The following is a 25129-nucleotide window of genomic DNA, read 5'->3' as shown; positions in this document are numbered from 1 at the left end:
CGATAGTTGACGAACCCACAGGCCATACCGCCACGACCTCTTCGTCCACACGGATCGGTCCGCCGCCAGACAGCTCAGACGGCCACGGCCGCTCCGAGTTTCCGTAGCGCCGATCTCGCGGCGTTGTGCCCGCACATGCCGTGTACGCCCGCCCCCGGCGGCGTCGCCGCCGAGCAGAGATAGACGCCGGGGATTCCCGTGGCGTACGGATCGGGGGTCAGGCGTGGGCGAAACGCGAGAGAGGTGAGGGAGTTGGCGCCGTTGAGGATGTCCCCGCCGACGTAGTTGGGGTTGTACGCCTCGAGGGCGGCAGGGGAGCGGGCGCTCAGGCCGATGACGCGGTCGCGCAGTCCGGGGGCGTACTGCTCGATGCGCTCCAGGACGGTGGCCGTCGCGTCCCCGTCGTAGCCGTGCGGGACGTGTGCGTACGCCCAGACGGGGTGGACGTCGCCGGCCGAGCGACCGGGGTCGGCGAGGTACTGCTGGGCGACCAGTACGAAGGGATGCCGGGGCATCCGCCCGCGGGAGACCGCCTGTTCGGCCTCCGCGATCTCCTCCGCGGTTCCGCCGAGGTGAACGGTGCCCGCCGTGCGGCACACCTCGGCACGCCAGGGAACGCCTCCCTCCACCGCCAGGTCGACCTTGTACGCGGCGGGCCCGTGCCGGTAGCGGGTGTACGCGCGTCGGACGCGGGCGGGAAGACGCGGACCGCACACCTTCGCCGCCTCGCGGGGAGCCAGGTCGAGCAGGACCGTGCGGGCGGGGGGAAGGTCCCGCAGGGAACGCACGGGGGTGCCCGTTTCGATGGTGCCGCCGAGTTCGACGAGACGGGCGGCGAGCGCATGGGCGATGGCCTCCGAACCTCCGCGGGCGACGGGCCAGCCATGGCGGTGCGCGGCGGCGGTGAGCATGAGTCCGATGGCGGAGCTGCCCGGGCCGGTGAGCGGGCTCAGCGCATGGGCGGCGACCCCCGCGAACAGGGCTCGGGCCGCTTTCCCGCGCCATCGACGCAGGGTCCACTGCGCCGGGTGGGCCGCCAGCAGCCCGAACCCGCCCGTGAGGACGGGGTGGCGGGGCAGGGCTGCCAAGGGGCGCATGAGGTCTTCGCTCAGGGCGTCGTAGTGCGCGGTCAGGGGCGCGAACAGCCGACGCCAAGCCGGGCCGTCGGCGCCGAGGCCGCGTACGGTCGCGTCCAGGTCGCGCCGGAGTACGGCCGCCCGGCCGCCGTCGAGGGGGTGGGCGAGGTCGGTCTCGGCGTACTCCCAGCGCAGTCCGTGGCGGTCCAGGCCGAGGGTGCGCAGGTAGGGCGATGCGACGGCCATGGGATGCACCGCGGCGCAGTGGTCGTGGAGCAGGCCGGGCACGGTGAGCTCGCCGCTGCGGGTGCCGCCGCCGATGGTGGCCGCGGCCTCCAGGACGGTCACGGAAAGGCCCGCCTGGGCGAGCGTGACGGCGCCGGCGAGGCCGTTGGGCCCCGCTCCCACGACGAAGGCGTCGACGGTCACTTCAGCGTGCCCTTGGTGTGCTGGAACCAGCGCAGGTAGCCGGTGTCGGGGGAGCCGAGACCGGTGGCGTCGTCGTAGCCGCGGCCGGCGTGGAGTCCGAAGTCGTGGCCGAGGGTGTAGAGGAGATAGCGCTGTGCGCCCGTGGAGGTGTCGACGGCGGGGCCCTCGTCGCGTACCACGGTGAGAGGTTGCGCGCCGGCGTTCGCGGGCCGGTCGGTGACGTCGTGGAAGACGTGGGCGCGGGACCGGGCAAGGGCGTACAGGAGCGGGTTGGCGAAGCCGAGCCGGTGTCCGGAGGCCTGTTGCGCATCGGCCTGTACGGCGGCGAAGGCGGGCGCGGCCGCCGACGTGCCGCCGAATCCGACGAGGTGGTAGGCCCCGGCGTCGGTGAGTCCGACGAGGACGGGCAGGGCCCCGTCGCCTTCGAGCGCCACATCGGGCGTCGTGCGGTGTGCGGTGCCGCCGGGGACGCGGCCGCGCTGGTACCAGGGCTGCGGGAAGTCGCTCGCACCCCCTCCGCCTCCGAAGGCGAAGACGCCGGGGACGGGCCCCCATGCCCTGCCCTTGTCGGTGAGAACGGACAGTCCGTCACCCATGCTGGTCTCCCAGGCGTAGTCGCCGTGCCGGTCGAGGGCGAGGGTGGTGCCGCCGACCGAGGTGACCCACGGGGAGCCGCTGGGGAAGTCGGCCTGGGCCCGGACGGTCTTCGGATCGCAGTTGACGCCGGTCTGGGCGGCCTCGGGCGAGGAGTCGCCGCAGTCCCCCGCGGCGAAGTAGACGCCGATGCCCTCGGCGGCGGCCTGCTCGAACAGCACGTTCCAGGCGGCTATGAGGGTGGGGGTGAGGTGCCCGGGACTGGAGTGGATGATCTCGGCCCAGGAGTTGGAGATGACGTCCGCCCGGCGGCCGTCGATGATGTACGACTCGGCGTCCATCAGGTCGTTGTCGAGACAGGAGTTCGCACCGACGTAGAGGACGTTGGCGTCCGGGGCGAGGCCGTGGGCGAGGTCGATGTCGAGAGCCTGTTCGCCGGCCCAGGTGCGCGGGGACGCGCACGCGTCGTCGATGTGCCAGTCGCCGGGAGTGACGTGCCGGCGGTACTGGCCCGGCCGGAAGGCGTGATCGCCGGTGGCCCGGGCGTAGCGGTCGGCGTCGGTGAGCATGTCGGGTGATCCGTAGGCGTCCACGACGGCGATGGTGGAGCCGCGCCCGGTGGCACCCTTGGCGCCCGCGCCGTAGGCGTGGCGGAGCTGGGCGGGGGTGTAGGGGCACGGCGCGTACGTGGCGGTCCTGCCGTACGCCTTGGGCAGACGCGTGGCGGGCTTCTCCCCGAAGTGGCCGGAGCAGACGGCGTCGTCGGCGGGTACGTCGAGAGCCGGCGCGGGGGTCGACAGGGGGTGGGCCGCTGCGGGGGTGGACAGGCCGGACACGCCGAGCACGGTGGCGCCGAGGGAGGCGGGCACACTGAGGTCGGCGGCGGGGGCGTCGCTCGTGCCGCGGCCGGTGCGATAGCCGTGCAGGCTCGTGCCGAAGGCCTGCCGGACGGCGCGGGCGGGCCCTTCGATCGTCAGGTAGTGGGAGGTTCGGCCGGTGACGGTGAATCCGGACCCGCCCAGCCATGCCGTGAGGGTCCGGACCTGACGGTCCGTCGGGCCGAAGCGCCGTTGGTATTCCGCCGGGGTGAGGTAGTGCCGGTAGTGCGGGCCGCGGGGGTCGCTGATGCCGCGCAGGAACGCCACGAGCCCTTGCGGGTCACGGGAGTTGAGGTAGAGACGCGCGCTGACGTGACTACCGGCGGGGACGGGGCCCGTGTCGGCGGTCCGCGTCGCATATGCGGGCCGGGATCCCACGAGAGGGTGCCGGTCGGCCGCGTGGGCGGCGGGAAGGGAGCCGGCGGTGCCGAGCAGCGCGGCGCAGGCAGCCGCGACGACGGAGCCGCGCAGGCGACGCAGCGGGCGTATGGGGGCATGGAGAGGCACGGGATGCAGACCCTTTGGTGTGGGCGCGCCGGACGGCGCGCAGAGCAGAACGAGGGGGCGCGGCACGGGCGTCTCGCCGTACCGGGCTCGTGGCTGCTGAACTGAACGACAGGGCCTAGGTGCGGACGGTCCGGCCCCGGCACAGGGGACCCGAGATGCCCTGGAACTCCAAGTCAAGGCCGAGGCCGTCGCGTTCGGCGTGGATGTGCAGGTGGGGCTCGGTGCTGTTGCCGGAATTGCCGACCTCGCCGACCACTTGCCCCGCGTGCACGGTGTCACCCTTGGTCACGGTCACGGTGCCGGGGCGCAGATGGGCGAGTTTGACGATCTCGGCGCCCGAGTCGATCCACACGTGGTTGCCGTAGAGGGGCTGGTAGCGGATGGTGCCGGGTTCCTGGTCGTCGACGTGGTCGGCGGCGGAGACGACGGTGCCGTCGCACGGTGCGTGTACCGGCTGCCCGTACACGAGGTAGCTCTCGTTCTTGCCGTGCACGCCTTCGTTTCGGGCACGGTGGCGCGCCCGTGCACCGCCTGGGCCGACCTGGACGATGTCCAGGGCACCGCGCTGCTCGCGGAAGGTGAAATGGTGGTTGAGGCCGCGTCCGCCGCCCTGCGCGATGTGCCAACGGCCGCCCTGCAAGGGGAAGACGAGGGGGCGGGAGACGGCCGTTCCCCAGCGGTGACGCCGTGCCCGGATCAGCAACCCTCCGAGAACAGCGACCAGGACGACGCCCACGATCGGTTCGGCGGCATCGCCACCCGAGACGGGCAGTCCGGGCAGACGCCACGCGGAGAGGAGAGCGACGAGCGCCCCGGCCTCCACGGGCCGGCGAATCCACCACGGAAACCGAGCCGGGCTGAACCTGCCCTCCAGGACCACGTAGCCGGCCGCCACCATGAGCAGCCGACCGCACCAGGCGATGCGGGAGGGCGCTTCCCAGCACGCCCCGATGCGCACGGCGAGCAACAGCGCTATGACAATCCACCCGAGTACCCCGCGTGCCATCGGTGGGATGCGAAGGCGCGGTGGCCGGTACGCACCCGGGCGGATCAGGAGTTCGTCGAGCTTCAGGCCGTCTCTGGAGGTGGCGAAGGCGAGGGCCTGGCCGATGGTGCCTTCGACCACCAGGCCGTCGGGGCTGTCACGTACGCCGGTGACGTCTCCGATGCGTGCGAGCGTGGTGTCCATGATCTCGTCGAGGCGTGCGCGGCCCACGGCGGTGACCACGCGCGGCGCGAGATGCTCCCGGTCGGCGGGCTCGGCGGTCAGGAACCTGTACAGGGCACCCGCAGCGGCACTCTCCGGGCCGAGGTCCGACCGCCCCGTCCATCGGTTGTCCGTCGGTTCCCCGGTCGTGTCACGCATCGGCCGCACCGTCCTGCCCGGCCGTCATCGCCACGGGGGTCATGCCGCGCGCGGGCAGCGGTGACCAACCACGCCGCAGGATGCGTTCCTTGACGGACCGGAAGCGCCGCGCGAGCGAACGGTAGTCGTCGTCCCGCAAGCAGGTGCAGTCCGCGCCGATCATCAACAGCCCGAAACACACAAGGCCCATGAAGGCCATGATGCCCACGTGCATGCCCTCCAGGGCCACCGTGTTGGCCTTCCGGACCCATGGGCGGGCGGACAGGATCGCAAAGGGCAGCGCGAGTTCGATGAAGATCGTGAAGTAGCAGACGGCGGTGCCCACGATGGCGTTGCCCATCAGGTGCGCGTACTTCGCCGACATCTCGAAGCCGGTGATCCGGCTGATGTAGTACATGGCCACGCCGTCCTGCCACATCTTCCCGGTGATCTTCCAGTAGCCGGCGGCGAAGTACAGCACCGCGGTCTGGAAGACGATCAGAAAGGCACCCAGGTTGTGGAGCACGGTGGAGATCGTCGGCTGTTCCCGCTCCCGCATCCTCGCGCGCCGCTGCTTTGCGCCGGGCGCGAAGTAGGCGTTGGAGACGGTGAAGACCAAGAACAGGATGAGGATCTGGGCGAGGTTGTCACCGCCCTCGAGGATGTCCTGATTGCGGTTGTGCAGCGACCACATCATCACGGCCTGCGCCAGGGTGAGCACGCGGCCGCCGAAGATCATGAAGGCCAGGGCGACCACGATCACGGCGTGGTAGGCGATCTCGAACCAGAGCGTGGAATGGCTCCACAGGAAGATCGAGAAGCCCCAGCGGGGCAGCGCGGCCTTCGCCGTGGAGATCGAGTTGTAGGAGTCCGGCCCCCACAGAAAGCGCCGCTTCGAGTAGTCGGACAGGCAGTACAGAAGGGTGGCGAAGCCGATGACGACACGGAGCATCGCGACTCCGATGAGCCGGTGTTTCCTGGTCGCGAAGCGCAGCAGTACGGCGTCCAGCCGAGCCGTGCCGTCCTGCCATCCCCTGCTCAGCAGGGCCAACACGCCGGTCACGCCGCCACCCCCGGTACGTAGGGCAGCCACGACGTCGCCAGGACACCATGCTCGTGCTGCCGCGGCCTGGGCTGTGCGTACCGCGCCGAGAACGGAACGACGGGGCGGGTCTTGAAGGTCGTCTGGACGGCAATGATCTGCGCGTCAGGGTAGAGCGTCTTCGCCTGTACGGAGAAGAATCGCTGCATCTCCTCGAAGGCCGGTTTGAACTGTTCATCGAGACGTCTGCGGGCGGCGTCGCGCTCGGCTGCGGGCAGCTTCTGGAACTTGTTCGCGATGCCCGCATACCGGTTGGCGTCGGCGTCGAACGCGAGAAGCACGCCGGGAAGCTTCGTCGGGTTCACGCGGAAGTCGCGTGGTGATCTGTCGATGGCCTGCTCGATTTCGACGGGACTCGTCACGACGGTCTTTCCCGAGCCGGGGAGCCTCATCCGGGCGCGCAGGTAGATGAGGTCGTCGCTGTTTCCGGGAGTGGGTCCGAAGAGCTGCCAGTCCTGCCAGAAGGCCGGCTCCATGAAAGCCATGACGGGGCCCTTGACACGGTCCTTCGCCGGGGAGTCCGGGGCGTTGTACACGAGGCAGCACACGCAGTACACCGCCACGGCCGCGAGAGCGGTCAGCGCACTGATCCGTACCTTGAGCGGGAGCGGACCGCTTGCCGTCCGGGGTGCTCCCTCCGATGCGCGCGAACGCGCGAGAACTCTCATCGCTGTCCACATCCAGGTGGGGCCGACGTCCAGGTCGGCTGATTCGGAAAAGGGATAGATGCGCGCGGCACTGCGTGCCGGGGCGGGGCGCCCCGCCCCGGCACTGGAGGGCCGAGCGGTGTGGGTGGTCACCCGACACCGCATGTCACTTCGCACCACTGGTCATGTGGTGTTCATGCCATCCGGCGTCGATGGTCGGTCGATGCCGTAGGCCGAGCGGCCCCGCCGACCAGACGGTGCCGCGGCTCCTCTGCGCCGGATGTCAGCCGGCGCCACAGGTCACGCAGCGCCGGTGGGAGGCCGACGCCGGTGGGAGTCGCGCTGCCGCACATCGTGCGGCGGTGTGGAACTTCGGACGCGCCGGGTCAGTTGGCGTCGTAGACCGTGTCGCCCGGGATCACTCCGTGCAGGGTCTTGCCGCTGATGGCAGGACCACCGCTGGAGGACGACGACGATTCACTGGACGACGACGAGTCGCTGGACTTGGGGAGCTTCGTCGTGACCCATTCGGTCGCCTTGACGGCCGTCGCCGCGGCGACGCTCTGGGCTATCCCGTGCCAGAACTGCGGCTGCACGCCCTTGCCGAGGACCTGGGCGGTGGCGATCGAGTGCTGGGCGGCGGCCTTGTGCTGCGGCAGGGAGGCAGCCGACGCGCTGGAAGTGGTGAGACCCGCGGTGCCGACCGCGGCGAGAGCCGCGATCACCGCACCGGCGACGGCACGCTTGCCGTTCATGGTGATTCCCTTCGAGTGGTGAAAATTTCAGCTGGGTGCGCGAATCGATTCGCAGACAAGTGCGCACTTTTCTCCATGGCTCATCACGGCACGCAAAGGCCTTGAGCAACCGGGGAGTGAGTTCATGCTAGCCACGACTCGGCGCGACACTCAACGAAATACATGGCCGTGAAGCGGAGTTAAGTCCTCCAACCTCAGATAAAGCTCAATCGACCTCAGGTGAAGCTCAATTCGAGAGGGTTTATTGCCACCCGTACTCTCCGCAAGGCTTCAAGGTAATGGCCGCGCTGCACAATCTTTACTCTGCGATGGGTTCTTCGGGGGGAAACTAAACCCGCGCTAACGCAGCCCTCAATGGACTGGCAGGACAAGGAAATAAGGTCTGCTCGGCCTCTATGGTTTGGAGCGTGAAAGAGCTTTATAGGAACGGACGGCCATGGGTTCCGAGAGCGGCGGGGCACATCTGCCGGCTGATCGGTGTCCTGGACCTGGTGAGTGCCCTCTTCCCGGGCTTCCGGCACTCCCGGGTGCACAGCTGGCTCGGTGACCTTCCCGGCGGGGTGAGCACGCTGGCGGCGGTGGGCCAACTGACGAGCGGACTGCTGCTGGTCCTGCTGGCCCACGCGCTGCGCCGCCGCAAGCGTCGCGCCTGGCGTGCGGTGGTGGTGCTGCTTCCGACGAGCGCGGCACTCCATCTGCTGCACCGCCATGAGCTGCCCACGGCGCTCATCGCGCTGGTCCTGCTGGGACTGATCCTGGTCCACCGGCGCGAGTTCTACGCCAAGGCCGATCCGCGTACCCGCCTGAGAGCACTTGCCAGTCTCCTCGGCCTGGGCGGGCTCAGCGTCCTGCTCGGCCTGCTCGTCGTCAGCGTCCACCCGTCGAGCGAGCGCCGGTCGTACACCTTTCCGCAACGGCTGGAGCACGTGCTGTACGGGCTGTTCGGCGTCGAGGGGCCGGTCGGGTACACCTCCGTCCGGGTCGCCGATCTGGTGGGCTACTCGCTGGGCGCACTGGGCCTGTTGACCGCGCTGACCAGCGCTTGGCTGGCACTGCGCCCGGAGACGCCGGAACCGGAACTGACCGCCGAGGACGAGTCGTGCGTGCGGGCGCTGCTCGACCGCTACGGCGCCCGTGACTCCCTGGGCTATTTCGCTCTGCGGCGCGACAAGAGCGTGGTGTTCTCCCCCTCGGGCAAGGCGGCGATCGCCTACCGGGTGGTCTCGGGCGTCATGCTGGCCTCGGGCGACCCGCTCGGAGACGTCGAGGCCTGGCCCGGTGCGATCAACGCCTTCATGACCGAGGCCCGCGAGCACGCGTGGGTGCCCGCCGTGGTGGGCTGCAGTGAGACCGGCGGGGAGATCTGGGCCAGGGAGACCGGGCTGGACGCGCTGGAGCTGGGCGACGAGGCGGTGGTCGACACGGCCGACTTCTCGCTGTCCGGACGGGCCATGCGCAACGTCCGGCAGATGGTGAAGCGGATCGAGCGGGGCGGCTACGTCTGCCGGGTCCGCCGGGTCGCCGAACTGAACGAGACGGAGCGGCAACGGATCGGTGACGCCGCCGCACGCTGGCGGGGAACCACCGTGGAGCGCGGATTTTCCACCGCGCTGGGCCGGTTCGGGGATCCCGCGGACGACGAGTGCGTCGTCGTCACCGCCCACAAGGCACCCGATGAGGCGGCGGGGGAGGACCCGGCCGGCGACGACCTGAAGGCGATCCTGCACTTCGTGCCCTGGGGGCCCGAGGACATCTCCCTGGACCTGATGAGACGCGACCGCTCCGCCGACCCCGGCCTCAACGAGCTGCTGATCGTCGCGGCCTTGCAGGCGGCGCAGCAGATGGGCGTGCGTCGCGTGTCACTGAACTTCGCGATGTTCCGCTCGGCCCTGGCCAGGGGTGAGCGACTCGGCGCAGGACCGGTGCTGCGCGTGTGGCGCGGACTGCTGGTCTTCTCCTCGCGCTGGTTCCAGATCGAGTCGCTCTACAAGTTCAACGCCAAATTCCAGCCGCGCTGGGAGCCGCGGTTCCTGGTGTATCCGCGGGCACGCGATCTGCCCAGGATCGGGCTCGCCGTCATGCGGGCGGAGGCGTTCATCACCCTCGAACTGCCCCGGGCCGCCCGCGCCAGGCGAACCACCACCCTCACGCCCGCCGAGGACGTCCGGCCCGCGGTCTGAGGCGGCGGAACGGACGTCCCCGGTTCGGGCGTGTGAACCTCTACGAGACCAGCGGAAGGGCTGCCTTGTCCTCGAGCCAGGAGGCCCGGGAGAGAACGGCCCGCTGCACCTGCCGGAGCCGGAGGCTCGGTTCCATGCCGAGCCCTTCGACGAGCTTGCTCCGGAGGGTGTTGTAGACGCCGAGTGCATCGGCGGTGCGGCCACTCCGGTAGAGAGCCACCATCAGATAGAGATAGAGGTTCTCCCACAACGGCTGGTCCGCGAGCAGACCGTACGCCTCACTGATCACCCAGGCGTTCCGGCCGAGCCGGAGTTCGGTTTCCACCCACAGCTCGTGAGCGGAATTCCGCTTCTCGTCCAGCTGGTGGCCCAGATCGTCCAGCATGGGCAGGCCGCGGACGTCGGCGAGGGCAGGCCCGCGCCACAGCGCGATGGCGGAGGCCAGCAGCTCCGAGGCCTCCGCCGTCCGGCCGATGGCGTTCAGCCGGTGGGCCCTGGTCACATCGGACTCGAAACGGCGCAGGTCCAGTTCGTGCCGCGGGCCCAGGTCGAGGACGTAACCGGGAGCCCGCGTGGCAAGGACGGCCTGGTCCGCGCCCAGCGCCAACAGGTGCTTGCGCAGCCGGGACACGTAGACCTGCAGAGCGGTGGCCGCGGTGCGTGGCGGGTTGTCCGCCCAGAGAAGGTCGGTCAATTGCTGGGTGGAGACGACTCGCTCGGCGTTCAGGCACAGCAGCGCCAGCAGCGCCCGCTGTTTGAGGGCGCCGGGACCCTGTGTGACGGAGCCGTCGGCCGCCGCGATCTCCAGTGGCCCGAGTATGTGGAAGTCCATTTCTATCCCCCGTCGGCGTGTTTTCCATGACGGCAGGTTGGTCAATCCCGCCGAAGGATGATCTTCGGTGGCGCGCCGGACGCCAGGCAAGTTCGAGGTCTCCCTTTTGCCGAGAATTGGCTCGACTCTCACCGCGACTTGAGCCCCGGGGCGACCGGGCCGATCGGATGTGACGTACGCCATCGTTGTGGAATATGTGCTGCGGGACGCATGAAATGCGGCTGGTCCGGCGTATGGGGGAGTTTAGCGGTGCGGTCTAGTCTCTGAAATATCTGCACAACGTGATTTACGGGGGAAAGAGTTGGACGGCACACGTCTGCCAATTTCGGCTGCCCAGCATGAGATATGGTTGGCCGAGCAGTTGAATCCGAAAGGGCAGCAGTCCCGCATCGGTGAATACCTGGAGATCCGCGGACCGATCGACGCGGAGAAGTTCGAAGCCGCACTCCGGCGGACCATCGCCGAGGCCGAACCCTTTCAGACACGGTTCGGCGAATGCGAAGGCGTGCCCTGGCAGACCGCCGACCTGGCCGGCGACTGGGTCTTCCCCGTTCTCGACGTCAGCACCGAGGACGATCCCATGGCGGCGGCCAAGGCCTGGATGCGCGCCGACCTGGCCCGTCGGCTGCCGCTGTCCACCGGTCCCCTCTTCTCGTACGCCCTGTTCCGACTCGGGCCCGAACACTTCGTCTGGTACCTGAGTGCTCATCACATCCTGGCCGACGGGCACAGCGGCGCACTGATCTCCCTCAGGGTCGCCGAGCTCTACAGCGCCGCCGTCACAGGCCGCGACCCGGCGCCGGCACCGTACGGCAGCCTGCGCACGCTTCTGGAGAACGAGCGCCGGTACCGGGAATCGGACGCGTGCGCGGCCGACCAGGCCCACTGGGGCGACCGGTTCGCCGAGGCGCTGAGGCCGACCCGGCTGGCCGGCACCCCGTCCCGCGCCCCGGACCACAACCTGACCGAGACGGGCCGGCTCTCCGCCGCCGAGACCACCCGGCTCCGTACCGCGGCGCGGCAGGCGCGCACGCACTGGTCGGTGCTGCTGATCGCCGCCACCGTCGCCTACCTGCACAAGACGACAGGGGAGCGGCACGTGGTCCTCACCCTGCCGGTGGCGGCCCGGCCGGACGCCGAACTCCGCACGGTGCCGGTCATGCTCTCCAACACCCTGCCGCTGCACGTGGAGGTGCGCCCCGAGGAGTCCGTGCTCGACCTGATACGCAAGGTCTCCCGGGAGTTCCGCCGACTGCTCCGGCACCAGCGCCACCGGGGGGAGTCCCTCTCCCGGTCATTCGGACTGCGCCCGCAGGAGAGCTTCCTGACCGGCCCTCAGGTCAACATCATGTCCTTCGACTACGACCTGGAATTCGCCGGGCACCGGGCCGAGGCGCACAACCTCACCCAGGGACCGGTCGACGACCTCTCCGTCACGGCCTACGACCGCTCCGACGGCTCCGGACTGCGGATCGACCTGGTCGGTAATCCCGAGTTGTACCGGCCCGACGGACTGGCCGCCCATCACCGCCGTTTCCTGGCACTGCTCAGGGCGTTCACCGCGCCGAACGCCCAGGAGCGAGCGGTCGGTCTGATCGACCTGGCCACCGAGGAGGAGCGCGCCGAACTGCTCGCCGAGTCCCACGCCAACCGCCTCAAGTACCACGAGACCACGCTGCCCGAACTGTTCGCCGCCCAGACGGCACGCACCCCCACGGCGACGGCCGTGCTGGACTGCGACGGACGGGCCGTGACCTACCGGGACCTCGACCTCGCGTCGAACCGTCTCGCCCGGCTGCTGATCGCCGAAGGCGCCGGCCCGAACCGAATCGTGGCCCTGGCGGCATCCCGGTCGGCCGACATGGTCGTCGCCCTGCTGGCCATCCTGAAGGCCGGAGCCGGGTACCTTCCCGTCGACCCGGAGTACCCGGTGGAGCGGATCGCCTTCATGCTGCGGGACTCCGCGCCCGCGCTGCTGCTCACCACCACACGGGTTCTCGCCGGCCTGCCCGAGACCGGCGTGCGCACCCTCGTGGTCGACGGGCCCGAGACCGCCGAGGCACTCCGGCACCGGTCCGGTGCCGTGGTGGACGACCGGGACCGGCTCGGCCGGCTGGAGCCGTGGCACACCGCGTACGTCATCTACACCTCGGGCACCACCGGGACTCCCAAGGGCGTGGTGATGCCCACCGGCTCCCTGGTCAACCTGCTCAGGTGGCACGACGACGACCTTCCGCGGGTTCCCGACTCCAGGACGGCCCAGTTCACCGCACTCAGCTTCGACGTGTCGGTGCAGGAGATCACCTCGGCGCTGCTCTTCGGCAAGACCCTGGTCATTCCGGACGACGACGTCCGACGCGACCCGGACCGCCTGGCCAAGTGGCTGGACGAGCAGCAGATCAACGAACTCTTCGCACCCCACCTGGTGATCGAGGCGGTCTGCGAGGCCGCGGTCGCACAGGACCGGGACCTTCCCGCGCTGCGGGTGCTCGCCCAGGGCGGCGAGGCCCTCGTACCCGGCCGCGCCGTCCGGGAGTTCTGCCGCCGGGTGCCGAACCGGCGACTGCACAACCATTACGGTCCTTCCGAGACCCACCTGGTCACCGCCTACACCCTGCCGGCCGACACCGCCGACTGGCCCTCCTCCGTGCCGATCGGCCGGCCGATCCCCAACGTGTCGGGGCACGTCCTGGACGGTGGACTGCGTCTGGCGCCGCCGGGTGTTCCGGGCGAGCTCTACCTGGCCGGTGAGGCACTCGCCCACGGCTACCTCAATCGTCCGGCACTGACGGCCGAACGCTTCGTGGCCGACCCCTTCGGCGAGCCCGGGAGCCGGATGTACCGCACGGGCGACCTGGTCCGCCGCCTGCCCGACGGCGATCTGGAGTACCTGGGCCGTACCGACCACCAGGTCAAGATCAGGGGTGTCCGGATCGAACCGGCGGAGGTCAGGGACGCCGTCGCCGGCTGTCCGGGCGTCACCCAGGCCGAGGTCGTCGTCCGTGACGACCCCTCGGGAGCCGCTTGTCTGGTCGCCTATGTGGTGGCGCAGAGCGGGGGAGCACCGGCTCCGGCGGCCGTCCGCGAGCATGTGGCGGAGCGGCTGCCCAGGCACATGGTGCCGGCCGCCGTGGTCGTGCTCGACGCGTTCCCGCTGACCCCCAACGGCAAGCTCGACCGCCGGGCCCTGCCCCGACCCGACTTCACCGCGACCACCCCCACCCGTGCCCCGCGCACCACGCGGGAGAAGGCCCTGGCGGGACACTTCGCCGAGGTGCTGGGAGTGGCCCGGGTCGGCGTGGAGGACGACTTCTTCCAGCTCGGCGGCCACTCGATGCTGGCGGCCCGGCTGCTCGCCCGGATCCGGGCCGACTTCCGGGTGGATCTGAGCGTCCGGGACCTGTTCGAGGCCCCGACGGTGGCGGCACTGGACCGCCGGATGACCGCCGCGGCTGCCGACGAGGGGCCCCTGGCACCGCTGCTGCCGCTGCGCCGTCGGGGCGGCCGTCCGCCGCTGTTCTGCTTCCCTCCCGCCGCCGGCATCAGCTGGTCCTACCAGGGCCTGCTCCGCCATCTCGGGCCCGACCAGCCGGTGTACGGCCTGCAGGCGCGCGGGCTCACGGACTCCGGTCGGATGCCCGGCAGCGTCCAGGAGATGGCCTCCGACTACCTGGAGCAGATCCGGGCCGTGCAGCCCAACGGGCCCTACCACCTGCTCGGCTGGTCCTTCGGCGGGCTGGTGGCGCATGCCGCGGCGACCGCCCTGGAGACGGCGGGCGAACGGGTGGCGCTGCTGGCCGTGCTGGACTCCTACCCCTGCCCGAGTGCCGTGGGACCGGTGCCCGAGATCGATGAACGCGCCTTCGTCAGGCTTGTGTTCGGCGGCGCCGAGCAGCTGCCGGACGAGGTGCCGACCAGGTGTCTGCACGAGGTCTTCCTGCACGACCTGCGTCTGATGACCTCGTACACACCCGGCCGCTTCCGGGGTGATCTGCTCTTCTTCGCCGCCGCGCTGTCCGACCCGACCGATCCCTACGAGGCCGGCCGCACCTCCCCGCAGGCCTGGCGGGCGTACGTGGACGGCGAGATCCGCACGCATGACGTGACGGTGACCCATCACCGCATGACCACGCCCGAAGCCCTCGCGCAACTGGGGCCCGTACTCGCCGATCACCTGCACAGAGCGGCCCTCGGCCGCGACTCCGTGGGGAGCTGAACCCGTGCCGAACCCCTTCGACGACCCGAACGGGACCTATCTCGTCCTGGCCGACGGGAAAGGCCACCACTCGTTGTGGCCGGCCTTCGTCGACATCCCCGCCGGCTGGGCCGTCGCCCGCCCCGCCGGCACCCGCCAGGAGTGCCTGGACCACATCGATCATCACCCGGCCGACCGACTGGAGCACGAAACCACATGACCACGACGCTGAGTGACGAAGCAGCGAAGGACACCGAGGAACTGACACGCATCCGTGCGCTGGTGCGGCACGGCATCGACGGCCGCGAGGACCACCACGGGCCGAGGCTGCTCCGGCGCCTCGCCGAGGGCCGGCAGGGCGGACCGTACGGGCACTTCTCGGTGCGTCCCTACGGCCCACTGCTGGGTGCGCAGATCGAGGGCCTGAACCTGTCCGAACCGCTGGCCCCGGAGGTCTTCGAGGAACTGGACCGTGCCCTGCTGGAGTGGAAGGTCCTCTTCTTCCGCGGGCAGGAACTCACCCACGAGCAGCAGCGGGCCTTCGCCGCCAACTGGGGCGAGATCGACCAGCACCCGTTCCTGCCCAAGGGCGCCTCCCAGGACGTCGTCCGCCTGGAGAAGGGCGCTGCCAACCCCGGCTTCGAGAACGTCTGGCACCACGACTTCCCCTGGATCCCCAACCCGCCGCTCGGCGCGGTCCTGCGGATGGTGGAGATGCCCGAGGCCGGGGGCGACACGCTCTTCGCCGACACCGGTGCGGCCTACGACAACCTGCCCGACGAGGTGAAGAGGCGCCTGGAGGGCCTGCGGGCGGTGCACGACTTCACACCGTCGGCGAACTACCGCGACCTGCTGACGGACGAGCAGCGTCGGCACTTCCAGGAGTTGTTCCCGCCGGTCGCCCATCCGGTGGTGCGGACCCACCCGAGGACAGGACGCAAGAGCCTCTTCGTCACCTCCATCTTCACCACCCACATCGAGGGGCTGGAGCCCGCGGAGAGCGAGGAACTGCTGCGGTACCTGTTCCGGCAGGTCCAGTACCCCGAGTACCAGGTGCGTTTCCGCTGGCAGCCGGGGGACGTGGTGTTCTGGGACAACCGCGCGGTGCAGCACTACGCCACGTCCGACTACTACCCCCACCGCCGTGTCGTGGACCGTGCGGCCATCGCCGGTGACCGGCCGTTCTGAGGTGGCCGCCCGCACGGCCGTGGTGAGCGGCGGCACCCGCGGCATCGGACTGGAGCTGTCCAGGCGGCTCAGCGCCCTGGGATACCACGTCCTCGCTCTCTACCGGGGAGATGAGCGGGCGGCCCGTGCGGCCGCCGGGCAGCGCGGAGACGGCATCGAAGCCGTGCGGATCGACCTGACCCGCCCGGCCGAGGTCCGGGCGGGCTGCGAGCGCATCCTCGCCGCCCACGGCGCGCCGCACGTCCTGGTGAACAACGCCGGTGTCAACCGCGACCGGCCCTTCCTGGAACTGACCGACGAGGACTGGGACCAGGTGATCGCCACCAACCTGTCCGGGCCGTTCCACCTCACCAGGGCGCTGGCCCCGGCGATGGTGGCGGCAGGCCGCGGATCGATCGTGAACATCGGCGCGACCACCGCCATCCGGCCGCGGCCGAACGGGGCCAACTACTGCGCAAGCAAGGCCGGGCTGCTCCAGCTCACCCGGTGTCTGGCGCTGGAACTCGCGCCGGCGGTCCGGGTCAACGCGCTGATCCCCGGTTTCACCGACACACCCGAGGTAGTCGAGCGGTACCGGCTGGACGAGGCGGAGCCACTTCGGCGCGTTCTCGGCCAGATCCCGCTCGGGCGGATCGGCACGGTGACGGACGTCGCCGACGCCCTCGAATTCCTGGTGACCGATCGGAGCCGCTATCTCACCGGCCAGCAACTGGTCGTCGACGGCGGCCACTTCATGGGCTGAGCGCCACTGCGCCGGGCCCATCCTCAACACAGCGAGAGAAGCGAAGAATTGATGAGCGAGGAACAGATCGACCGCTACCACGAGGACGGTTTCCTCCTGGTGGAGTCCGCACTCACCGCCGCCGAAGTGGCGGCCCTGCGTACGGCGTTCGAGCGCGACTGCGAGGTCCCCGGACCCCAGCGGATCGTCGAGGACGACGGTGCCGCGGTGCGGGCCGTCTACGCCTCCCACCAGCGCCAACCGGAGTACGCCGCGCTGCTGCGTGACCCCCGGGTCCTGGGGCCGGTCCGGCGGTTGCTGACCGAGGACGTCTATCCCTACCAGTTCAAGATCAACGCCAAGCCGGCCTTCGGCGGCGAACGCTGGTCGTGGCACCAGGACTACGTCGCCTGGCGGATTGCCGACAACCTGCCCGCCCCCCGCCAGATCAACGTCGGTGTCTTCCTCGACGACGTGGACGAGTTCAACGGCCCGGTCATCTTCGTCCCCGGCTCCCACCGCGCCGGCCTGGTGCGCGACGACCGCCGCCAGGGGGCCAAGTCCGAGCTGCACCTCGACCCGGACGACATCGCGCTCACCGCCGAGCAGCTCGCCGACCTGGTGGCCACGCACGGCATGACCAGCCCCAAGGGACCGGCGGGCTCGCTGGTCTTCTTCTCCCCCGAGATCGTGCACGGTTCGGCTCCGAACATGTCCCCCTTCCCCCGTCGGCTTCTCATCGCGACCTACAACGACACCACGAACCTGCCGAGCTGGCCCGGTGAACCACGCCCGGAACACGTGGTCCTGCGCGACACCCGGCCGCTGGTGCCCCTCGAGGAGACGTTCCTCGCATCCCTCGACGGAGCCGCACGATGACCGCGCGACCCGTGGCGCGGTCGCGTGCCCTGGTCCTGGAGGAGTTCGACCAGCCCCTGAAGCTGCGGGAGTTCGACCTGCCGCCGGCCCCTGCGGGCGGGCTGGTGGTGGCCTGTGGTTATGGCGGGGTGTGCGGAACCGATCTGCACCTTCAGAAGGGCCACCTCGCGGTGCCCACCCCGCTGGTGCTCGGCCACGAAGGTCTCGGCGTGGTGCACGAGCTGGGCCCCGGCACCGGCGTGGACGCGGCCGGTCGGCCGCTGCGGGTGGGGGATGCGGTGATGTGGGCCTCCTCCATCGCCTGCGGCGTCTGCGTCCCCTGCCGCCAGTACCGGGAGCCGACGCTGTGCGAGCAGCGCCGCACCTACGGCGTGAACCGCTCCACGGCGGAGGAACCGGCTCTTTCGGGGGCCTGGGCCGAGCACATCGTGCTGCGTCCGGGGACCACGGTCGTCAGACTCGACCCAGGGGTCGATCAGGTGGCCGCGATGTCTCTGGCCTGTGCCGGTCCGACGGTGGTGCACGCCCTCCACGAGCGTCGGCCGGTCCGGCTGGGCGAGACGGTCCTGGTCCAGGGCAGCGGGCCGGTGGGCCTCGCGGCCGCGGCACTGGCCCAGCTCTCCGGCGCGGGCAAGGTGATCATCGTGGGCGGCCCCGCGGAGCGGCTGCGACTGGCGGCCGAGGCCGGCATCGGCGACGTGCACATCGACATCGCCGGCGCGGCAACACCCCAGGAGGTGCCGGCCGAGGTGCTGGAGGCGACCGGTGGGCTCGGCGCCGATCTGGTGATCGAGTGTGCGGGAGTGCCCGCAGCGGTGGCCCAGGGTCTCTCCCTGGTCCGGCGCGGGGGCTCCTACCTGGTGATCGGCCAGTACACGGACGCCGGTGACACGGTGCTCAACCCGCACCAGATCGTCTTCCGGCAGCTGGACGTGATCGGTTCCTGGGCGTTCTCCGGAGCGCACCTGGTCGAGTACGTGAAGCTTCTCCCGGCACTGACGGCGCGCTTCGATCTCGCCCGGCTGGTGACGGTGTTCCCGCTGGGCGACCATGCCGAGGCGCTGGCACGGGTGGCCGGCGGATCGGTGATGAAGGCGGTCTTCACCGGCTGAGCGGTGGAGGTGTCGCACTGAAGGGGTTCCACCCGGGCCACCGGGAGGAACCCCTTCGTCCTGCCTCAGCCGTGCAGGACGGGCGCTGCCGTCTTCTCCGTGTCGGCCGCGGCGGACGGGCCGGTGTCCTGGCGGGGGGCGTCGATGAGGGTGAAGGCGGCCAGCGCGGCGATGCCGAGGATCGACACGGCCCACCAGGTCGCGACCGTGTACCCGTGGACAGCGGCGTGATTGGCGTAGCCGGTCCTGCCGAGGGACCGGGCCTGCCGAAGGTGCCGGGCGGCCCAGCGGTGGCCCGAACTGCTCGCGACGGTGTTCAGCAGCGCGGTCCCGATCGAACCGCCGACCTGCTGCGAGGTGGAGACCATGGCGGAGGCCACGCCGGCGTCCTGCGGCTGCACATGGTGCGTGGCCAGACTCGTCGCGGGCATGAAGGCCGTTCCCATGCCGAGCCCGAGCAGCACCTGGGCGGGCAGCACCACAGAGACGTACGAGCTCTCGACCCGGAGCTGGGTCAGCATCAGGATGCCGAGGGCGGAGACCAGGAAGCCCGTGCCCATCAGCAGCCGGGGCGGCAGCACGTTCATCAGCCGGGAGCCGATCTGGGTGGACCCGGTCACCATGCCGACGATCATCGGGAGGAAGGCGAGTCCGGTGGCGAAGGGGGTGTAGCCCTTCACGACCTGCAGGTAGTAGGTGAGGAAGAGGAAGAGGCCGAACATCCCGATGACGGACAGCCCGAGGGAGAGGTACACCCCGCCGCGGTTGCGGTCGGTGACGACCCGCAGGGGGAGCAACGGCGTCGCGACCCTGCTTTCGACCACGACGAACACGGCGAGCAGGAGCACCGCGGCGACCAGCAGAGTCACGGTGACGTTCGCGTGCCACCCGTGCGTCTCGGCCTGTGAGAAGCCGAGGACGAGCGAGACCAGACCAGCGGTCGCCAGCAGGACTCCGGGGATGTCCAGCCGGGACCTCGGGGGCCGATCGGCGGGTTCGCGGATCACGGTCACGGCGCCGACGATCCCGGCGACCGCGAAGGGGATGTTGACGTACAGCGCCCAGCGCCAGCTCAGATACTGCGTGAGCACACCGCCGAGGATCAGTCCGAGCGCGCCGCCGCCACCGGAGACGGCACCGTAGATGCCGAACGCCTTGGCACGCTCTTTCGGTTCGCTGAACGTCACGGCCAGCAGGGACAGGGCGGCCGGCGCCAGCAGAGCCCCGAACACTCCCTGCAGCGCGCGGGCGGCCAGTAGGGTCGCCGTGCCGACCGCCGCACCGCCCAGCGCGGAGGCTCCCGCGAAGCCGACGAGGCCGATGATGAACATACGGCGGCGCCCGACCAGGTCGGCGATGCGGCCGCCGAAGAGCAGCAGCCCGCCGAAGGCCAGCGAGTAGGCGGTGATGACCCACTGGCGGTTGCCGTCGGAGATACCGAGGTCGTGCTGCGCCGACGGCAGGGAGATGTTGACGACCGTGGTGTCGAGGACGACCATCAGCTGGGCAAGTGCGATGAATATCAGCGCTTTCCAGCGCCGGGAGTCTGCCCGTCCGGCGTCCGGACGGGGCGGCGTCCCTTGCATTGTGTGATCCCTCGCGGAAGTAGGGGGAACCGGGCGCCGGCCCGTGACCGGTGCCCCTGACGTCAAGCCATGTGCAGGGCGATGCCCGCGCGCCCTACGACTCCGGCTCCGGGGCTGCTGACTCCGGCTCCGGGGCTGCGGGGGCCGGCGCGATGCCGAGTTCGGGAAGGATCGCCGAGAGCGTCGCGACCGCGGCCTCCAGCGCTTCCCGCGCACCCGGTCCCTCGCCCGCCGTCCGCGCGAGGATGCCCTCACGGATGGCGAGCAGGGTGGCCGCGACCCCGCCGACCGGCGCGACCCCGCGGGCCACCCCGGGACAGCACCGCTGGAGCAGCTCTGCCAGGGCGTCCCGGACGGCTCGGTCGTGTTCGTCCAGCTTGGCGCCGAGCCGCGGATCCCTGGCGGCGTGGATGCGGAACTCCAGGAACAGCAGGATCCAGTTCCGCTCCAGCGCGTCGACCTCCAGCAACGCCCGGGCCACGCCCTCGGCCGAGACGGCACCGGACCCGTCGAGCAGCCGTTCCAACTGGTCGAGACGGTCCGCCGAGTGGCGATCGAAGAGCGCGAGGACCAGGTCGTCCTTGCCGCTGAAGTTGGAGTAGAACGCGCCTCGCGTGTACCCCGCGGCGGCACAGAGGTCCTCGATCGTCGTCTGGGCGTAGCCGTGCTCCACGATGACGCGTTCAGCCGACTCCAGCAGCCGCGCACGGGTGTGCACGCGGCGGCGGGGCGGGCGGGTCTCTCGTCCGGGCACGGCGTCTGGTGTACTCACGGATTCACGATACACAGTGTATTGAATGCACTGTGTATTGAATGCGCCATATATTTAGTTCATCGCGTACTGAACCTGGGAGCCGGGCTGTGGCGTCCGGACCGGCCCGTGTGACAGGGGGCAGGTCCGGGAGCCTTCAGCTGACGGCGTACGCGTTGTACACCGTGGTCGTCGAGCTGTCGCCGTGGGTGTCGGTGACCGTCGAGCGCAGGCCGACGTGGCCGGAGGCCGGGTTGTGGACGGCGATGGTCCACTTGCCGCCGGACAGCTTCGCGGTGGCGGCGTGCCAGTGGGCGCCGTTGTCGGTGGTGTACCAGGCATGCACGGACTTCACGCTGTCCGACAACTGACGCACCGTGCTGTCGTCCGTGCCGTTGCGCTGTATACCCAGGGCGACGGTCGTGGTCGACCCGGGAGCCGCCTGGTTCCTGCTGTTGAGCGCTTCGGGCCAGAACCGGGTGATGTAGTCCCGGATCTGCTGGTTCTTGCTGGGATCCGCGTAGAAGTGCAGGCTGAGGCTGGAGTCGGTCGACAGCGAACCGGACGGCAGGCTGCGATGACCGGTTTCACTGAGCGTGTACCAGCCCGCACCGGGGATCCGTGGCTGCCCGTCGACGTCCTCCCCTCGTCCGTAGTTGTGCGAGTAGAGCGTCTTGCCCGCGTGGGTCAGCTTCACGGTGCCGGCGGCCAGCGTCCCGCCGGCAGGAAGGGTGGGGTCGGCGAACATGTTGATGGACCCGAAGTACAGCTGGTGATACCAGGTGTTGGGCAGCCGCCCGCCAGGCCCCCAGACCGCGTGGCCGAGAGCCAGCGAGGTCGTCCTGCCTGCCGCGTACTTGTGGAACCCGTCGTAGATGAAGTCGTGGCTCTGCTGGCCCACGTTCCACTCGCCCGGCGGGAGGTGGACGCTGAAGGAGTTGGGCAGGTCACGTTGGAACCAGAGCGAGTTCGTGGACATCGAGCAGCCGTCGCCGCCCGTCGACTGGTAGCTGAACGAGAACTGCGCCTGTCCGCTGTCGGGGCCGGAACGGGCAGACACCTTGAGGGTGGTCAGCCCGGACTTCTTGAGTGTCGCGGACACCCCGGACGGCACGCCGCCCCTGTGCGTGGCGGAGGCCAGCCAGAAGTCCCCGCCGGTCGCCGACTGTGGCTGGTACGCGGTGCCGTAGGACACCTCGTACGCCTTGCTGCTCGTCGGGATGACGTACAGGTCACCTGCCTCCGCCGAAATGCCCATGGTGGCGGGGCTGTTGTCGGAGGCGCAGACGTACGCGCTGACCGTGTGGTCGTATCCGCCGCCCGGTTTCGGGCTGAGCGAGACGTTGACCGGGCGGCCCTTCCGGGCGTCGAACGTGGTCTTCGTGGACCCGGAGACCGTCACACTGTGGCCGCCGACGGTGGCGCCGTCATCCCCGGCGTCGGTGAAGGACGTGACGAGTTCGTAGCTGCCGTTGGGCAGTGACGTCGCCTTGTTGCTGTCGATGTAGCGGAAGTCGTTCGTTTTCGTGTTGTAGACCGCCACTTGGGCGTAAACCGGCTTGCCGCTCCGGTCCAACGTCCTTACGGTGATTGACCCTTTGGCTGCGGCCGACGCCGTGGAAGCGCCGGCCAGGAGAAGCGGCACGAGTACGGTGACGACACTCGCGGCTGCTGTGGTTCGTCGCATCAAACCCCCCATAGGTGCGCGACAAAAGCGAGTTACCGTAGCGCACAGGGGGATGCGTCACCCTCACCGGCCCCTCCTGCGTCGAAACAACACCGTGGTGAACCGTTGGCCAACGCCGTACGCTCCCTGTGATCAACCAGGACTCCATAGGGGGACATCCATGCGCGCAACCACGCGCCTTGCCCTGCTCGGCACCAGCGTCGTGCTGGTCGCCCCCGCATTCGGTGCCACCGCCGCCCAGGCGGAAGACGGCGGCTCGGGCAACATCACGATCGACAAGGTCGTCGTCAACGGCGGCAAGCCGGTCGTGGTCGGTACCACCAAGGTGGTGACCGCCAAGGTCTCCGTGACCGCGTCGGACGATTCTGGCATCGCCGAGACCACCTACATCAGCGCCTTCGGTCCGAAGCCGAACTTCGCGCAGATCTGGTACGACGACGGCGACATCACGTGCGTCAAGGCGAGCGCCACCACGTCGACCTGCACGGGCACGCTGACCTTCGACCCCCAGGCGGCGACCGGCTTCGTCAACAACAGCGCGGCGGCCACCTGGGACCTCGCCACGCTGGTCTCCGCCCATGACTACGACTACATCCACCGGGACGCGGCCACCACGTTCAAGGTGCAGCGCTACTCGACGCTGACGGTCAACGCCTCGCCGGAGCCGGTGAAGAAGGGCAAGACCATCACGGTCACCGGCAAGCTCTCCCGGGCCAACTGGGAGGACAACAAGTACCACGGCTACACGAACCAGTCGGTGAAGCTGCAGTTCCGCAAGAAGGGCAGCAACACCTACACCACGGTGAAGACGATCAAGACCAACTCGACGGGCAACCTCAAGACGACCGTCATCGCCTCCACCGACGGCTACTTCCGCTACAGCTTCGCGGGCACGACGACGACTCCGGCGGTCAACGCGGCCGGCGACTTCGTGGACGTCCGATAGCCACGTACTGAGAGCGGTCGAGTCTCCTCACCCTGATCAGGTCGATCGTGGAGAGTCGTCGACGTCGATCGAACGCCAGAGGGCCCTCACCGATCCGGTGAGACTGCCCGGGCCACTGGTGAGCGACAGTCGTGGCCGGCCCGCACGACAGCGCTTGGTCGAAGATCGCGGCTGCGCCGGGGACCGCGTGGTCCTTCTCCAGCACAGCGGCGAGCCGCCCGTACTGCTCTGCGGGGGTTAGCTGCCGGCGGCTGTGGCTCGTCTGTCACTGCTGGTCTCCGTTGAGTGTCCTCGGGCGGCCTAGGTCCTGTCGTCACATTCCCGTCGTCCGCCCGGAGGGCGGGCCGTGCATGGCGTCGCGGGGCAGACGGGAATTTGACGACAGGGCCTAGCACGGCCCGGAGACGGCCCAGGGAACGATCACTCGGCCTGGGCGGCTTCGACGCGCGTTCGACAGAGGCCAGTGATTGCTCCGGGGTGGCGGAGCGCCGGTATGTGGGCGCTGTACCCGCGGCACCGCTGATGCGGACACGCCGCTCCAAATCTAGACTGGCGAAGGCGTAGAAAGTACTGGATTAGGGAGATATGCACCATGGCCAAGCGAGGGAACAAGCGACGGGCCCGTAAGAAGAAGAAGGCCAATCACGGCAAGCGTCCCAACGCCTGATCCAACCGAGCAGACGGTTGCGGGTCCCATGTCCTCGCCGCCCGGATTGAGGCCAAGGACCGGGATCCCGCAGCGGTGCGGGAGCACGGCAAGAGCCGGACCCGACGAGACCGAGGCCGGCTCTTGGAGACAGCGCGCCCTTCCAAGGTCGGCCAGGGGGTCGGGCAGGGAACGTTCGAACCTGCGCGCACGGGGCATCGACTTCCAGGTGCCTGCCCACCAGCTTCTTCGTGATGCGACCGCGGGCGGTCAAAACCGTCCGCGGTTTCCCATGTGAGCTCACCCGGCGGGGAAGGTCAGCCGCAGCACGATCTCACCGTCGTCCGTCTCCCCGGTGGGCTCGAACCCGAACCTCTGGTAGAAGGGCCACGGTTCGCCGTCACCGGGCTCGTAGCTGGTCAGCAGCTCGGTGGCGCCGTCCGCGCGAACCAGGGCGGCGATCTGCGTGAGCGCCTCCCGGCCGACCCCTCGCCGCTGGTACCGCTTGTCGATGAGGAGGCGCCAGAGGAAGTGCCGCCCTTTGAAAAGACCGGCCGGCGGCTTCCACGACAGCATCACGAAACCGACTGGCTCGTCGCCACGGTATACGGCGCGGTACCAGGGATTGGCCTCCGGTTTCTTTGCCGCCTCCTTGAGCGACCTGGACACGGAGGCGACGAACTGCTTCTGGTCCCGTCGGACCCGGAGGGCACGAACGGCATCCCGGTTGGCGTCGGTGATCTCCCGTAGATGCACACCTGGGGACCTCATGCCACACCCCTTCCGCATCCGGCAGCCGCGCCATCCGGACCGACGTGAAGAGCCGCCACCGGGCGGCATTCCCTTGTGCGTACGCGTTGTCGAGGACGCCGGACTGGACGTCTTCGCAGCGTATTCGACACGGGCGATCTGAAGCGGGACTGGCACGCCGGGCTGTGACCACGTCCGAGACACGCAAGGGGCACAGTCTGCAATGACGCCCGTGTATGCGGCCCGGCCATGACGTGATCGTGTGTGTGGGGGTACGCAGATAGACACGCGGCAACGCCAGAGGGCCCTTACCGATCCGGTAA

At 69.8% G+C, this 25129-nt stretch carries 20 protein-coding genes; 9 read left to right on the top strand and 11 right to left on the bottom strand.

Annotation, left to right across the window (positions count from 1 at the left end; genetic code table 11):
* Positions 1-74: 74 nt before the first annotated feature.
* The 6 genes from ACFVWD_RS17160 to ACFVWD_RS17135 all read right to left on the bottom strand — a co-directional run bounded on the left by ACFVWD_RS17160 (position 75) and on the right by ACFVWD_RS17135 (position 7333).
* Positions 75-1505, bottom strand: coding sequence for a phytoene desaturase family protein (locus tag ACFVWD_RS17160; protein WP_389596915.1), 1431 nt, complete (start codon positions 1503-1505; stop codon positions 75-77).
* Entirely contained in the window at positions 1502-3484 is a 1983-nt protein-coding gene (locus ACFVWD_RS17155; protein WP_389596913.1) for a protease pro-enzyme activation domain-containing protein, read from the bottom strand. Before ACFVWD_RS17155 ends, ACFVWD_RS17160 begins: the two co-directional genes overlap by 4 nt.
* Positions 3485-3599: 115 nt before the next feature.
* Entirely contained in the window at positions 3600-4850 is a 1251-nt protein-coding gene (locus ACFVWD_RS17150; protein ID WP_389596912.1) for a M23 family metallopeptidase, read from the bottom strand.
* Positions 4843-5892 (bottom strand): hypothetical protein, encoded by a 1050-nt coding sequence (locus ACFVWD_RS17145; protein ID WP_389596910.1) that lies wholly within the window; start codon positions 5890-5892, stop codon positions 4843-4845. The genes ACFVWD_RS17150 and ACFVWD_RS17145 overlap by 8 nt, the downstream gene beginning before the upstream one ends.
* Positions 5889-6599, bottom strand: a complete 711-nt coding sequence (locus tag ACFVWD_RS17140) for a DUF5819 family protein (RefSeq protein WP_389596908.1) — start codon at positions 6597-6599, stop codon at positions 5889-5891. Before ACFVWD_RS17140 ends, ACFVWD_RS17145 begins: the two co-directional genes overlap by 4 nt.
* A gap of 365 nt (positions 6600-6964) precedes the next feature.
* A complete protein-coding gene (locus tag ACFVWD_RS17135; protein WP_389596907.1) occupies positions 6965-7333 on the bottom strand; it encodes a hypothetical protein in 369 nt (122 codons plus the stop codon).
* Between the two features lie 395 nt (positions 7334-7728).
* Between ACFVWD_RS17135 and ACFVWD_RS17130 the strand changes: the two genes are divergently transcribed.
* Complete coding sequence (locus ACFVWD_RS17130; protein ID WP_389596906.1) at positions 7729-9513, top strand: phosphatidylglycerol lysyltransferase domain-containing protein; 1785 nt, start codon at positions 7729-7731, stop codon at positions 9511-9513.
* Between the two features lie 40 nt (positions 9514-9553).
* Here the strand turns inward: ACFVWD_RS17130 and ACFVWD_RS17125 are convergent, their stop codons facing one another.
* On the bottom strand, positions 9554-10345 hold the full coding sequence (locus ACFVWD_RS17125) for a BTAD domain-containing putative transcriptional regulator (protein WP_389596904.1): 792 nt from the start codon (positions 10343-10345) through the stop codon (positions 9554-9556).
* A 301-nt stretch (positions 10346-10646) separates the two neighbouring features.
* Here ACFVWD_RS17125 and ACFVWD_RS17120 point away from each other — a divergent pair, with 301 nt between their 5' ends.
* The 6 genes from ACFVWD_RS17120 to ACFVWD_RS17095 are packed head-to-tail and all read left to right on the top strand — an operon-like array spanning position 10647 to position 18440.
* A complete protein-coding gene (locus ACFVWD_RS17120) occupies positions 10647-14561 on the top strand; it encodes an amino acid adenylation domain-containing protein (protein WP_389596902.1) in 3915 nt (1304 codons plus the stop codon).
* A 4-nt stretch (positions 14562-14565) separates the two neighbouring features.
* Positions 14566-14760, top strand: a complete 195-nt coding sequence (locus tag ACFVWD_RS17115) for an MbtH family protein (RefSeq protein WP_389596900.1) — start codon at positions 14566-14568, stop codon at positions 14758-14760.
* Entirely contained in the window at positions 14757-15728 is a 972-nt protein-coding gene (locus tag ACFVWD_RS17110) for a TauD/TfdA family dioxygenase (protein ID WP_168494062.1), read from the top strand. The genes ACFVWD_RS17115 and ACFVWD_RS17110 overlap by 4 nt, the downstream gene beginning before the upstream one ends.
* The gene (locus ACFVWD_RS17105) at positions 15712-16470 is read left to right on the top strand and encodes an SDR family NAD(P)-dependent oxidoreductase (RefSeq protein ID WP_389596899.1); all 759 of its coding nucleotides are present in this window, start codon (positions 15712-15714) and stop codon (positions 16468-16470) included. The genes ACFVWD_RS17110 and ACFVWD_RS17105 overlap by 17 nt, the downstream gene beginning before the upstream one ends.
* A gap of 51 nt (positions 16471-16521) precedes the next feature.
* Positions 16522-17328, top strand: coding sequence for a phytanoyl-CoA dioxygenase family protein (locus ACFVWD_RS17100; RefSeq protein ID WP_389596897.1), 807 nt, complete (start codon positions 16522-16524; stop codon positions 17326-17328).
* The gene (locus ACFVWD_RS17095; protein WP_389596895.1) at positions 17325-18440 is read left to right on the top strand and encodes a zinc-binding dehydrogenase; all 1116 of its coding nucleotides are present in this window, start codon (positions 17325-17327) and stop codon (positions 18438-18440) included. Before ACFVWD_RS17100 ends, ACFVWD_RS17095 begins: the two co-directional genes overlap by 4 nt.
* A gap of 65 nt (positions 18441-18505) precedes the next feature.
* On the opposite strand, the gene ACFVWD_RS17090 is transcribed toward ACFVWD_RS17095, so the two are convergent.
* From ACFVWD_RS17090 to ACFVWD_RS17080, 3 genes are all read right to left on the bottom strand, one after another.
* A complete protein-coding gene (locus ACFVWD_RS17090; RefSeq protein WP_389596893.1) occupies positions 18506-20026 on the bottom strand; it encodes an MFS transporter in 1521 nt (506 codons plus the stop codon).
* A gap of 94 nt (positions 20027-20120) precedes the next feature.
* Entirely contained in the window at positions 20121-20798 is a 678-nt protein-coding gene (locus ACFVWD_RS17085) for a TetR/AcrR family transcriptional regulator (RefSeq protein WP_389596891.1), read from the bottom strand.
* Positions 20799-20934: 136 nt separating this feature from the next.
* On the bottom strand, positions 20935-22353 hold the full coding sequence (locus ACFVWD_RS17080) for a hypothetical protein (RefSeq protein WP_389596889.1): 1419 nt from the start codon (positions 22351-22353) through the stop codon (positions 20935-20937).
* A gap of 271 nt (positions 22354-22624) precedes the next feature.
* On the opposite strand from ACFVWD_RS17080, the gene ACFVWD_RS17075 reads away from it, so the two are divergent.
* Both ACFVWD_RS17075 and ACFVWD_RS17070 read left to right on the top strand, forming a co-directional pair.
* Complete coding sequence (locus ACFVWD_RS17075) at positions 22625-23410, top strand: calcium-binding protein (RefSeq protein ID WP_389596887.1); 786 nt, start codon at positions 22625-22627, stop codon at positions 23408-23410.
* 592 nt (positions 23411-24002) lie between these two features.
* On the top strand, positions 24003-24077 hold the full coding sequence (locus tag ACFVWD_RS17070; RefSeq protein WP_100661309.1) for a 50S ribosomal protein bL37: 75 nt from the start codon (positions 24003-24005) through the stop codon (positions 24075-24077).
* Positions 24078-24356: 279 nt separating this feature from the next.
* Here ACFVWD_RS17070 and ACFVWD_RS17065 read toward each other — a convergent pair whose 3' ends face one another.
* Complete coding sequence (locus ACFVWD_RS17065) at positions 24357-24827, bottom strand: GNAT family N-acetyltransferase (RefSeq protein ID WP_389596885.1); 471 nt, start codon at positions 24825-24827, stop codon at positions 24357-24359.
* Positions 24828-25129: the final 302 nt, after the last annotated feature.

Origin of the sequence: Streptomyces sp. NPDC058086, from assembly GCF_042885015.1 — a bacterium.
Lineage (GTDB): Bacteria > Actinomycetota > Actinomycetes > Streptomycetales > Streptomycetaceae > Streptomyces.
Note: the sequence above shows the minus strand (reverse complement) of the source record. Positions and strands in the feature narration are given on the sequence as shown.